The 12,564-nt window shown below is 71.0% G+C and carries 8 protein-coding genes; 1 reads left to right on the top strand and 7 read right to left on the bottom strand.

Features of this window, described 5'->3' with window-relative positions:
* Nucleotides 1-27: 27 nt before the first annotated feature.
* Nucleotides 28-1,923 (top strand): ABC transporter ATP-binding protein, encoded by a 1,896-nt coding sequence (locus ACFQ6X_RS08310; RefSeq protein ID WP_383177778.1) that lies wholly within the window; start codon nucleotides 28-30, stop codon nucleotides 1,921-1,923.
* Nucleotides 1,924-1,974: 51 nt separating this feature from the next.
* Here the strand turns inward: ACFQ6X_RS08310 and ACFQ6X_RS08305 are convergent, their stop codons facing one another.
* The 7 genes from ACFQ6X_RS08305 to yicI all read right to left on the bottom strand — a co-directional run bounded on the left by ACFQ6X_RS08305 (nucleotide 1,975) and on the right by yicI (nucleotide 12,529).
* Nucleotides 1,975-2,769, bottom strand: coding sequence for a hypothetical protein (locus tag ACFQ6X_RS08305; protein WP_383177775.1), 795 nt, complete (start codon nucleotides 2,767-2,769; stop codon nucleotides 1,975-1,977).
* A 42-nt stretch (nucleotides 2,770-2,811) separates the two neighbouring features.
* Nucleotides 2,812-3,795, bottom strand: a complete 984-nt coding sequence (locus ACFQ6X_RS08300; RefSeq protein ID WP_383177772.1) for an ABC transporter substrate-binding protein — start codon at nucleotides 3,793-3,795, stop codon at nucleotides 2,812-2,814.
* 1 nt (nucleotide 3,796) lies between these two features.
* The gene (locus ACFQ6X_RS08295; protein WP_383177769.1) at nucleotides 3,797-5,779 is read right to left on the bottom strand and encodes an ABC transporter permease; all 1,983 of its coding nucleotides are present in this window, start codon (nucleotides 5,777-5,779) and stop codon (nucleotides 3,797-3,799) included.
* The gene (locus ACFQ6X_RS08290; protein ID WP_383177766.1) at nucleotides 5,779-6,831 is read right to left on the bottom strand and encodes a glycine betaine/L-proline ABC transporter ATP-binding protein; all 1,053 of its coding nucleotides are present in this window, start codon (nucleotides 6,829-6,831) and stop codon (nucleotides 5,779-5,781) included. Before ACFQ6X_RS08290 ends, ACFQ6X_RS08295 begins: the two co-directional genes overlap by 1 nt.
* Nucleotides 6,828-8,399: a GMC family oxidoreductase gene (locus ACFQ6X_RS08285; protein WP_383177763.1), complete on the bottom strand. Its 1,572-nt coding sequence runs from the start codon at nucleotides 8,397-8,399 to the stop codon at nucleotides 6,828-6,830. The genes ACFQ6X_RS08290 and ACFQ6X_RS08285 overlap by 4 nt, the downstream gene beginning before the upstream one ends.
* Before the next feature lie 82 nt (nucleotides 8,400-8,481).
* Nucleotides 8,482-10,014 (bottom strand): aldehyde dehydrogenase family protein, encoded by a 1,533-nt coding sequence (locus tag ACFQ6X_RS08280; RefSeq protein WP_383177760.1) that lies wholly within the window; start codon nucleotides 10,012-10,014, stop codon nucleotides 8,482-8,484.
* A 247-nt stretch (nucleotides 10,015-10,261) separates the two neighbouring features.
* A complete protein-coding gene (gene yicI, locus ACFQ6X_RS08275; protein ID WP_383177757.1) occupies nucleotides 10,262-12,529 on the bottom strand; it encodes an alpha-xylosidase in 2,268 nt (755 codons plus the stop codon).
* Nucleotides 12,530-12,564: the final 35 nt, after the last annotated feature.

Raw genomic sequence — 12,564 nt, 5'->3', positions numbered from 1 at the left:
GTAGGACCCGACTCCGGAGGCACTCGCATGGACATGGAAGTCACGGCGTGGACATCGCTGCACAGCACGATGAACGCGCAACAGGACCGCAGGCCCTTCTCCCGGGCGACGCTGCGCCGCATCGCGGCGTTCGCCCGGCCGCACCGGGGGCGGATCCAGCGCTTCCTGCTCCTCAGTGTGGCCACCGCGCTGCTCGCGGTGGCCACGCCCGTGCTCGCCGGACGCGTCGTCGACGCGATCGTGCAGGGCCGGGACACCGGGACGGTCACGCGGCTCGCCCTGCTCATCGCTCTGATCGCCGTTTCCGAGGCCGGGCTCGGCCTCCTCACCCGGTGGCTGTCCGCCACGCTCGGCGAGGGGCTGATCCTCGATCTGCGTACCGCCGTGTTCGACCATGTGCAGCGGATGCCGGTCGCCTTCTTCACCCGGACCCGGACCGGTGCGCTGGTCAGCCGGCTCAACAACGATGTGATCGGCGCCCAGCGGGCCTTCAGCAGCACCCTCTCCGGTGTGGTCTCCAATTCCGTCACCCTGCTGCTGACCCTGGCCGTGATGCTCACGATCTCCTGGCAGATCACCCTGCTCGCCCTGGTCCTGCTGCCGGTGTTCGTCGTCCCTGCCCGCCGGATGGGTTCCCGGATGGCGGCGCTGCAGCGGGAGGCCGCCGGCCACAACGCCACCATGGGCACGCAGATGACCGAGCGCTTCTCGGCGCCGGGCGCGACCCTCGTCAAGCTCTTCGGCCGCCCCGCGGACGAGTCCACGGCATTCGCCGCCCGCGCGGGCCGGGTCCGCGACATCGGCATCCGTACGGCCATGCTCCAGTCCACGTTCATCACGGCGCTCACCCTGGTGTCAGCCCTGGCCCTCGCGCTGGTCTACGGACTCGGCGGCCACTACGCGCTGCGCGGCAGCCTCGAGCCCGGGGCGGTCGTCGCACTCGCCCTGCTGCTCACCCGCCTCTACGCCCCGCTGACGGCACTGGCCGGTGCCCGCGTCGAGGTGATGAGCGCCCTGGTCAGTTTCGAGCGGGTCTTCGAGATCCTCGACCTGAAGCCGCTCATCGCCGAGAAGCCGGATGCCCGCCGGGTGCCGGACGGGCCGGTGTCCGTGGAGTTCGACGGAGTGTCCTTCGGCTATCCGTCGGCCGACAAGGTCTCCCTCGCCTCGCTGGAGGAGGTCGCCACGCTCGACTCACGGGGCGGTACGCAGGTACTGCACGACGTCTCCTTCACCGCCCGGCCCGGACGGATGGTCGCGCTCGTCGGTTCGTCCGGCGCGGGCAAGTCGACGATCGCGCAGCTGCTGCCGCGGCTGTACGACGCCGATGCGGGCTCCGTACGGCTGAACGGCGTCGACGTGCGCGATCTGACCGCCGACTCCATCCGCGAGACCCTCGGCATGGTCACCCAGGACGGGCACCTCTTCCACGAGTCGGTGCGCGCCAATCTGCTCCTGGCCCGTCCGGAGGCCACGGAGGAGGACATCTGGGACGCACTGCGCCGGTCCCGTCTGGACGGCCTCGTGGCATCCCTGCCCGAGGGCCTGGACACGGTGGTCGGCGAGCGTGGTTACCGGCTCTCCGGCGGCGAGCGGCAACGGCTCACCATCGCCCGGCTGCTGCTGGCCCGTCAGCGGGTCGTCATCCTCGACGAGGCGACCGCGCACCTGGACTCCACCTCGGAGGCGGCCGTCCAGGAGGCCCTGGCCGAAGCCCTGGAGGGCCGCACCGCGCTGGTGATCGCCCACCGGCTCTCCACGGTGCGGGCCGCCGACCTGATCCTGGTCATCGAGGAGGGCCGGGTCGCCGAACGGGGTACGCACGAGGAGCTGCTGGCCATCGGGGGACGGTACGAGGAGCTGTACCGCACCCAGTTCGAGCGCCCGGGCAGCGAGGAGGCGGCCCGGCCCGTGGCCGGCTGACCGGCGTCCGGCCGGAGGCGTTTCAGGTACGGGGGGACGTAGGGTCCGAGTTCACTTCTTGAGGCCGGACATGAGGTCGCGCATGTCGCTGATCATGGCCGCGTGGTGAGGGGACAGGTCAGGGGTGTCCGGCTCCTCACCGCTCTCGTCCCCGCCGGCCATCTCCCCCTGGTCCTCACTCCAGTACTCCGGGGACGCGGAGAGGCTCAGGGAGAGGACCGCACCGCCTTCGAGCACCCACAGGTCGGTGTAACCGTCGTCCGAGGTCCTCAGATACGCCGTTCCGCCGAGGTCCGGAACGCTCTCCAGCTTCGCCTCACGGTCGATCCAGGGACCGGCCGTCCTCAGCCGTGCTTCGAACTCGGCGCCGGGGTCGGTCTTCTTGTGCAGTTCCACGGTTATCCCGACGGTGTACTCGAAGGACCAGCCGCTCGCGGGCTGGTCCTCCCCGGACCGGGACCTCAGCTGGATGAAGCACGTGACCTGGTCGAGTGCCTCATGCTTCGACAGCTCCGACTCGGTCGCGTTCGCGGCTTCCCTCGGTGCGATCGCCGTGCCGGTCGACTTCAGCCGGAGCGAGGGGCAGGGATCGCGGTCCAGCTGGTACCCGTGCAGGTCCGGTGACCGGTCCCCCACCCCGTAGGAGAACAGCGCCGCCGCCCAGAGAGCCGACGCCATGGCCGCCCCGCCGAGTGCCCACAGCCACGGCCTCCGCCGCGGGCTGTCGGACACCCGGTCGAAGTCGCCCATCACCTCAGGGGTTTCGCCCGCACCGAACTCCCCCACCATCTCCGGCTCGGAAATCAACCCGTCCCCCTCGGTCGCGCCCTCTGCTGTCCTCACCATGATCGCAGCAGCGGCCACCGGGGGTCCGGTGGCCGCGCGGCGTCACCGGTCCAGCCACTTCTTCCAGGTGCCGGGGTTCTCCTTGATCCAGCGCTCGGCTGCCTCGCCGGGCGCCAGCCGTTCGGAGGCGATCATTTCGGACACCTTGTTCTGGTCCTTCTCCGACCAGTTGAACTTCTTCAGGAAGGCCGCGGCCTCGCCGCCCCGCTTGGAGAAGTCCGCGTTGAGGTACTTCTGCAACGGGGTCTGCGGGTAGGCGCAGTCGATGTCGGCCGGGTCCTTGGCCCCGCACGCGTCGGTGTACTCGGGGAGCTTCACCTCGACCATCGGCACCTCGTTGAACAGCCACTGCGGCTGGTACCAGTAGCTGAGGAAGGGCTTCTTCTCCTTGGCGAACTGCTGGATCTGGGTGATCTGCGCGGCCTCGGAGCCGGCGAAGACGACCTTGTAGTCCAGGCCGAGGTTCTTCACCAGCGCCTTGTCGTTGGTGACGTAGGACGGCGAACCGTCCATCAGCTGGCCCTTGTCACCGCTCTCCGGGGTGCGCAGTTCGTCGGCGTACTTGTCGAGGTTCTTCCACTCGGTGACGTCGGGGTGCTCGTCCGCCCAGTACTTGGGGACGTACCAGCCGATGTGACCCGTGACGCCGAGGTCGCCCCCGGGGACGATGGTCTTCTTGTCCTGGATGTACAGCTTCTCCTGGTCGGGGTGGCCCCAGTCCTCCAGGATGGCGTCCACACGCCCCTGGCTGAGGGCGTCCCAGGCGGGGACCTCGTCGGTCTGGACGAGGTCGACGCGGTAGCCCAGTTCGTCCTCCAGGAGCTTCTGGGCGACGGCCACGTTGGCCTGGGCGCCGACCCAGGACTGCACGGAGAGCGTGACGGTCTTGATGTCGGCGGGGGCGGCGAACGGGGACGCCTGCTTGGTCATGTCCGCCGCTCCGCAGCCGGTGACGGCCAGCAGGGCTGCGGCCGAGGCGACGGTCGCGGACGTGCGCAGGTGTGCGCGGGTACGGGTGCGAGCCATGTCAGCTCTCCTTCCGGCGGCGTCGGGTGGTGGGCTGGGTGACCCGGTCGAGCATCAGCCCGAGGCAGACGATGGCCGCACCGGCGACGAGGCCGGTGGCCAGGTCGCCCTGGGCGAGGCCGAACACGACGTCGTAGCCGAGTGCTCCGGAACCGACGAGACCGCCGATGATGACCACCGCGAGGACCAGGACGACGCCCTGGTTGACGGCGAGCAGCAGCGCGGGCCTGGCCAGCGGCAGCTGCACCTGGCGCAGTTGCTGTCCGGGGGTGGCGCCGAGCGAGCGGGCGCACTCCATCGCGGCGGGGTCGACGCCCCGCAGCCCCTGCGTGGTGATGCGGACGACGGCGGGCAGGGCGTAGACGACGGCTGCCGCGGCGGCGGGGGCGCGGCCGACGCCGAAGAGGGCGACGACCGGGATGAGGTAGACGAACTGCGGCATGGTCTGGAAGACGTCCAGGACGGGGCGCAGCAGCCGTTCGAGGCGTTGGCTGCGTGCGGCGCCGATCGCGATGGCGAAGCCGAGGACCAGGGTGACCGCGACGGCGGCGAGGACCTGGCTGAGCGTGTCCATCGACGGCCCCCAGACACCGAGGACCCCGATGGCCGCCATGGCCAGCACGGCCGTCAGCGCCGTGCGCCAGGTGCCGATGGTCCAGGCGAGCGCGGCGACGACGAGCAGGACCGACCACCAGGGCATGCCCTGCAGTCCGCTGCGCAGCGGGTTGAGGATCCAGCTGGTGAAGTGGGCGGCCCAGTCGGCGGTGCCGCCGATGACGGGGACACCGGTGTACAGGTGGTCGACCATCCAGTCCTTGGCGGTGTTGACGGGGCCCGCGATGGCCACGATCCCGCTCTCGGGCCAGATACGGCCGCCGGTGAACCGTCCGACGACGGCGACGGCCGCGGCGATCACCGCGGCGAGTCCCCAGCCGCGCAGCCCGCGCAGGGCGACGGGCCCGGTGGGTTCCGCGCCGATCCTCCGGCCGGCGGCCTCGGTCGTACGGTCCAGGACGACGGCCAGCAGCACGATCGGGATGCCCGCGGCGAGCGCGGCACCGACGTCGACGGAGGACAGCGCCTGGTAGACGCGGTCGCCGAGACCGCCGGCGCCGATGATGGAGGCGATGACGGCCATCGACAGGGCCATCATGATCGTCTGGTTGAGGCCGAGGAGCAGTTCCTTGCGGGCCAGCGGCAGCCGCGCCGTCAGCAGTCGCTGCCTGCCGGTCGCGCCCAGCGAGGCCACGGCCTCCATGACGCCGGAGTCGGCGCCGCGCAGACCGAGCGCCGTGAGCCGTGCCATCGGCGGAGCCGCGTAGACGACGGTCGCGAGCACCGCGCCGGGCACTCCGATGCCGAAGACCAGGACGACGGGCAGCAGGTACGCGAAGGCGGGCAGCACCTGCATGGTGTCCAGGACGGGCCGCAGGACCCGGAACGTGCGGTCCGACAGTCCGGCGGCGAGCCCGAGGAGCATGCCGAGCACCACGGAGGCGAGCACGGCGACGATCATGAGCGCGAGCGTCTGCATGGTCGGCACCCACATGCCCAGCAGTCCGCAGACGCCGAAGCAGAGGGCGGCGGTCAGCGCGAGCCGCGGTCCGGCCACCCGCCAGGCGACGACCGCGGCGAGGGCGGTGACACCGGCCCAGCCGAGCGCGAGCAGCACCAGGTAGACGCCGCGCACGGACAGGACGACGGCGTTGCTGATGTGGCCGAAGAAGTAGAGGAACAGTGGGTGGCTGTCGCGGTTGGCGATGATCCAGTCGTTGACCTTGCCGAGCGGCTCGGTCAGGTCGACGGTCAGGGCGGCGGGCCAGACGCCCCCGCCCCACTGCGCGTGGAGCAGCGGGACGGCGACTGCCGCGACCGCCAGCAGGATCAGGAGCTTGCCGAGTGCGGGGCGGCCGCGCAGGGCGGCGAGGGGTCCGCTGCCCGGAGGGGCTGCTGCGGCCGTGGTGGCGGCCTGGGCGGTTGCCATCAGACGCTCACCTCGTGGGCCCCCGTGCCCGCGACCACGTCGAGCAGGCAGGCGTGGTCGACGATGCCGACCAGCCTGCCGTCGTCCATGACCCGGGCTGTCCGGTCGCCGGAGCGGGCGACCGCCTCTATGGCCTCGAAGACGGTGGCCTCGGGGCGCAGTGCCGGGCCGTGTTCGCTCTCTCCGGCGGCGGGGGGCCGCATGGCGGTGGAGACGGTGAGGACCTGTTCGCGCGGTACGTCGCGTACGAACTCGCGCACGTAGTCGTCGGCGGGCGACCCGACGATCTCCTCGGGGGTGCCGAGCTGCACGATGCCGCCGTCGCGCATCAGGGCGATGCGGGTGCCCAGGCGCAGTGCCTCGCTGAGGTCGTGGGTGATGAAGACCATGGTGCGGCCCTCGTCCTTGTGCAGCCGGACGACTTCGTCCTGCATCTCCCTGCGGATCAGCGGGTCGAGTGCGCTGAACGGTTCGTCGAACAGGAGGACGGACGGGTCGACGGCGAGTGCGCGGGCCAGCCCGACGCGCTGCTGCTGGCCACCGGAGAGCTGGGCCGGGCGGCGGCTCTCCAGACCGGTGAGGCCGACCTTGTCCACCAGTTCGGCCGCCTTGGCGCGGCGTTCGGCCTTGCCGAGGCCCTGGATCTCCAGGCCGTAGGCGACGTTGTCCAGGACGGTGCGGTGCGGCAGCAGTCCGAAGTGCTGGAAGACCATCGCGGCACGGTGGCGGCGCAGTTCGCGCAGCCGGGTGCGGTCCATGGCCAGGACGTCCTCGCCGTCGATGGCGACGGTGCCGCTGGTGGGCTCGATCAGCCGGGTGAGACAGCGGACGAGGGTGGACTTGCCGGATCCCGACAGGCCCATGACGACGAAGACCTCACCCTTCTTGACGTCGAAGGAGACGTTGCGTACGGCTGCGGTGCAGCCGGTGCGTGCCCGCAGTTCGGCGGCGGGCAGATCCGCGTACTCACTGCCCGGGATGCGGTCGGCCTTGGGGCCGAAGACCTTCCAGAGGTCGCGGACGCTGAACACAGGGGTACTGGTTTCGGTCATCGGACATCGCCTCCGGCGGTCGGGGCTGCTGAGAGCAGTTCGGCGCATTTCTCGCCCACCATGAGCACGCCGATCATGGGGTTCACGGCGGGCATGGTCGGGAAGACGGACGCGTCCGCGATACGGATGCCCTGCAGGCCGCGGATGCGCAGCTGGGGGTCGACCACCGCGGCGGCGTCCTCCTGGGCGCCCATCCGGCAGGTTCCGGCCGGGTGGTAGACGGTGTGCGCGACCTTGCGGGCGTACTCACTGATGTCCTCGTCGGAGGTCACCTCGGGGCCCGGGCACACCTCGCGCGTGAGCCAGTGGGCCAGCGGTTCGGTCTTCGCGATCTCGCGGGCGAGCTTGATCCCGTCGACCAGCGTGCGGCCGTCGTAGTCGTCCTCGTCCGTGAAGTAGCGGAAGTCCAGGGCGGGTTTGACCTCGGGGTCGGCGCTCGTGAGGTAGAGCCGGCCGCGGCTGCGCGGCTTGGGGATGTTCGGGGTCATCGACACCCCGTGCGCGGGCTTCTCGTAGCCGAGGCGCTCCGGGTTGTCGGTGAAGGGGATCTGGTAGAAGTGGAACATCAGGTCGGGGCCACGGGATTCGGGATCCCTGCGGACGAAGAGGCCCGCGTCCGAGTCCATGGCGGAGTTCTCCGGGATGGGCCCGTCGGTCTCCCAGACGATGACCGACTCCGGGTGGTCGAGCAGGTTCTCGCCGACGCCCGGGAGGTCGTGGACGACGGGGATGCCCAGGTCCTTCAGGTCCTTCGCAGGTCCGACGCCGGAGTGCATGAGCAGCCGCGGGGTGTCCACCGCGCCCGCGCAGACGATGACTTCACGGGCCGCGCGCAGCAGCACCTCCTCGCCGTCCCCGGTGCGCACGTGCACGCCGGTGGCGCGGTTGCCATCGAACTCCAGCCGGTACGCCCAGGTCTCCAGCAGGATCTCGAGGTTGGGGCGGTCGCCGGCCTCGATGTGCGGGTGCAGGTAGGCGACGGACGCCGACGACCGCTTGTTGTTCTCCGGGTGGTAGGCGAGGTCGAAGAAGCCGGCACCCTCGTGGAAGGGCTTCTTGTTGAAGCTGTCGACGCGCGGGACCCCGGCCGCCGCCTGCGCCGCGTCGACGAAGTCGCGGGCGATGGCGTTCCTGTCCTTCTCGTCGACCGGCACGATGTTGTTGCGCAGCCGGGCGAAGTACGGGTCCATGGACGCCGCGTCCCAGCCCTCGGCGCCCGCCTCGGCCCACTCGTCCCAGTCGCCGGGCAGCGGCTTGAAGCTGATCAGCGTGTTGTGCGAGGAGCAGCCGCCGAGGACCCGGGCCCGGCTGTGCCGGATGTGGGAGTTGCCGCGCGGCTGTTCGGTCGTGGGGTAGTCGTAGTCGAGGTCGCCGCCGAGGAGTCCGAGCCAGCGGCGCAGGGTGAGGACGTCGTCGCGGTCGATGTCGGTGGGGCCGCCCTCGATGACCGTGACGGTGACGTCGGGGTCCTCGGTGAGGCGGGAGGCGATCACCGAGCCGGCGGTGCCGCCGCCGACGATCACGTAGTCGACAGGTTCGGGGCGTCCGGTGCGGGAGGACGGGGCCATCGGTCACTGCTCCTTCTGCAAGGTGCTTGCGTGTGCGTGGTGCTGCGAACAGCCGGGGATACGTCGGGGGACGGCGACCGGCTCAGCCCGCGAACCAGCGCTGCGGCCGCGGGTTGAGGTTCTGGTAGATGTGCTTGGCCTCGCGGTACTCGGCGAGCCCGGTGGGCCCGAGCTCACGGCCCGTACCGGACTTGCCGAAGCCGCCCCACTCCGCCTGCGGGAGGTACGGGTGGTAGTCGTTGATCCAGACGGTGCCGTGCCGCAGCCGTCCCGCGACGCGTCGGGCGCGTCCCGCGTCGGTGGTCCAGACGGCGCCCGCGAGCCCGTAGTCCGTGTCGTTGGCGAGCCGGACGGCCTCTTCCTCGGTGCGGAAGGTCTCGACGGTCAGGATCGGCCCGAAGGTCTCCTCGCGGACCACCCGCATCTCCCGGTGGCAGGCGTCCAGGACGGTCGGACGGTAGAAGTACCCGCTCGCGGGCCGTACGTCCGAGGGTTCGGGGCGGGCGCCGCCCGAGCGCACGATCGCGCCCTCCGCGCGGGCGGAGGCCACGAACGCCTCGACCTTGGCGAGCTGCTGGGCGGAGACGAGCGGGCCGCATTCGACGCCGTCCACGGTGCCTCGGCCGAGCCGGATCGCGTCGGCGCGGCGCGCGAGCTCGGTGACGAAGCGTTCGGAGACGGACTCCTGGATGATGAGCCGGCTCCCGGCGGAGCAGACCTGGCCGCTGTGGAAGAACGCCGCGTTCAGTGCCTGGTCGACGGCGGTGTCGAAGTCCTCGTCGGTGGCGCACGCGTCGGCGAAGACGACGTTGGGGTTCTTGCCGCCGAGTTCCAGGGCGACCTTCTTGACCGTGGGCGCGGCGGCCCGGGCGACCTTCGTACCGCTGGCGAGGCCGCCCGTGAAGGAGACGAGGTCCACGTCCGGGTGCTCGGAGAGCCGGGCACCGACGGGGTCGCCCGCGCCGGTCACGAGGTTGGCCGCGCCGTCCGGCAGACCGGCCTCGGAGAGCAGCCGGACGAGGTGGACGGTCGAGAGCGGTGTGACCTCGCTGGGCTTGAGCACGAAGGTGTTGCCGGCGGCGAGCGCCGGGGCGATCTTCCAGCTGGCCTGGAGCAGCGGGTAGTTCCACGGGGCGATCAGGGCGCAGACACCGACGGGCTCGTGGACCACGACGCTGTGCACATCGGGGTCGCCCGCGTCGACGACCCGGCCGCCGCTCTCGTTCATCACGAGGTCGGCGAAGTAGCGGAAGGCGTTGGTCACGTCGTCGACGTCGACGCGCCCCTCCTCCAGGGTCTTGCCGGTGTCGCGGCTCTCGGTGATCGCGATCTCCTCGCGGTCCCGCTGGAGTAGGTCGGCGACCCGGCGCAGCAGCCCGGCGCGCTCGGCGACCGGCCTGTGCGGCCAGGGGCCGTCGTCGAAGGCGCGGCGGGCGGCGGCGACGGCCGCGTCGGTGTCGTCGGGGCCGCCCTCGGCGACGAGGGCCAGGACGGTGGCGTCGGCAGGGTCGAGGATCTCGCGCGTCGCGCCCGACGCCGCGGCCTGCCAGGCGCCGTCGATGTGGATGGTGTCCAGCACCGTCGCGGGATGAGCCGACGAGGGGTGAGCCGACATGTAGTGATCTGCCTTCCGTGCCTGAATCGCTCCGCACCGGTCCGGCCGAGCACTGTTCCGCGCGGGTGCACCGGGATGAGGGCGCACCAGCGGCCTGGACACCTGTCCGGCCCGGCGGAATGTATGCCGAGAAATTCACTCTGGGTGACATGACTCACTGCCGTACCCCTGGTAACACGGAAAAGCCCGCCGTCGGCCCCTGGCTGGGGCCGACGGCGGGCCGTCGTACGGGCGGGCGGGCGGCGGATCAGAGGACTGTCACGCTCCCCGTCCCCTCCCCCGTCGCTCCGGACTCCTCCACGGTGACGCGGTACGGACGGTCGGTGCCCTCCGCCACGACGTGCACGCCCGAGGCGTCCCGTACCACGCGGAACGCCGCCGCGCGGGCACCGGTCAGGTCCGGCACGGTGACCGTCCGCTCACCGTCACCGGAACCGAACACCCGCAGGGTGAGGCCGTCCAGCCAGTCGCTGTCCGGGCGCTGGTCGTCGGCGCCCCACGGGAGCACCGCCCCGTCCCTGACCAGCAGGGGCAGGCTGTCGAAGCCGTGGGTCTCGTGGCGCCAGGCGGGACCGGTGATCCGTTCGCCGGTGAGCAGCGACGTCCAGGTGCCCTCGGGGACGTAGTACTCGGCCTCCCCGTCCTCGGTGAAGACGGGCGCGACCAGGAGGTCCGGGCCGAGCATGTACTGCCGGTCCAGAGTGCGGGAGGCCGGGTCGCCGGGGAACTCGACCAGCATGGGGCGCATCATCGGGACGCCCGTGCGGTGGGCCTCGGCCGCCACCCCGTACAGGTAGGGCATCAGGCGGTGCTTGAGCAGGGTGAACTTCCGTGTCACGTCGACCGCTTCCTCGCCGAACGCCCACGGCACCCGGTAGGAGACGTTGCCGTGCAGCCGGCTGTGCGAGGACAACAGGCCGAAGGCGAGCCAGCGTTTGAACACGGCCGGGTCGGGGGTGCCCTCGAAGCCGCCGATGTCGTGGCTCCAGAAGCCGAAGCCGGACAGGCTCAGCGACAGACCGCCGCGCAGCGACTCGGCCATCGCGGTGAACGAGGCGAAGCAGTCGCCGCCCCAGTGGACAGGGAACTGCTGTCCACCGGCCGTCGCGGAGCGGGCGAAGAGCACCGCCTCGCCCGTTCCGCGCTCCTTCTCCAGGAGCTCGAAGACGGTCCGGTTGTAGAGCTGCGCGTAGTAGTTGTGCATCCGCTCGGGGTCGGAGCCGTCGTGCCAGACGACATCGGTCGGTATGCGCTCGCCGAAGTCCGTCTTGAAGCAGTCGACACCCTGGTCGAGCAGCGCGCGCAGCTTGCTGTTGTACCACTCGCGGGCTGCCGGGTCGGTGAAGTCGACCAGCGCCATGCCGGGCTGCCACAGGTCCCACTGCCAGATGTCGCCGTTGGGCCGCCGCACCAGGTACCCGAGTTCGGCGGCCTCCGCGAAGAGCACGGACTTCTGCGCGATGTACGGGTTGATCCACATGCTGATCCGCAGCCCGCGCTCCTTGAGCCGGGCCAGCATGCCCTCCGGGTCGGGGAAGACCTCGGGGTCCCACAGGAAGTCCGACCACTGGTACTCGCGCATCCAGAAGCAGTCGAAGTGGAAGACGCTGAGCGGGATGTCCCGCTCGGCCATCCCGTCGACGAACGAGGTGACGGTCTCCTCGTCGTACGAGGTGCAGAACGAGGTCGTGAGCCAGAGACCGAACGACCAGGCGGGCGGCAGCGCGGGCCGGCCGGTCAGGGCCGTGTAGCGGGCCAGGACCTCCTTCGGGGTCGGGCCGGCGACGATGTAGTACTCCAGCGACTGGTCCTCGACGCTGAACTGCACCTGGCCGACCGACTCCGAGCCGATCTCGAAGGAGACCTTGCCGGGGTGGTTGACGAAGACGCCGTAGCCGCGCGAGGAGAGGTAGAACGGGATGTTCTTGTACGCCAGGTCGCTGCTGGTGCCGCCGTCGGCCTGCCAGATGTCGACGGTCTGGCCGTTCTTCACGTACGGCGTGAAGCGCTCACCGAGCCCGTAGACGTTCTCGCCGACGCTCAGGGCCAGTTGGGTGACCATGTGGTGGGCGCCGTCGGGTGTCGTGGCGAACGCCGTGCCCTTGGGATCGACACCGGTGAGGCGCCGCCCTTCGGCGTCGAGGAAGGTCATGCCCCAGGGGCCGTCGCCGTCCATGCGCAACGTCAGGGGTCCGCTGGTGAGTTCGGTGACCGCGCCGTCCCTGCGGGTACGGGCGCCGGGTGCGGTGCTGTCGCCGCCCAGGAGGGCGAAGTCGGGCCCCTTCCGGGCCTTTCCGGCGTGGTGCGTGACGCGTACGCCGATGACGCCCTCGGCCGGGGAGAAGCAGTCGACGGTGATCAGAGGGGTGTTGAGCGTGTCGCCGCGTGCGGCCACCCGCTTGACCGCGGCGTACGCGGTGAAACGGTCGGGCTCGACGCGCAGATCGCGGATCTCGGTCGCGTAGGAGGCGCGGACGCCTTCACGCATGAGCCAGAAGCCGTCGGTGAACTTCATGAGGACTCCTTGCCGGGGGCACAGGGAAACGGTCG

Origin of the sequence: Streptomyces sp. NPDC056452 (genome assembly GCF_042796085.1) — a bacterium.
Classification (GTDB): Bacteria; Actinomycetota; Actinomycetes; order Streptomycetales; family Streptomycetaceae; genus Streptomyces.
Note: the sequence above shows the minus strand (reverse complement) of the source record. Positions and strands in the feature narration are given on the sequence as shown.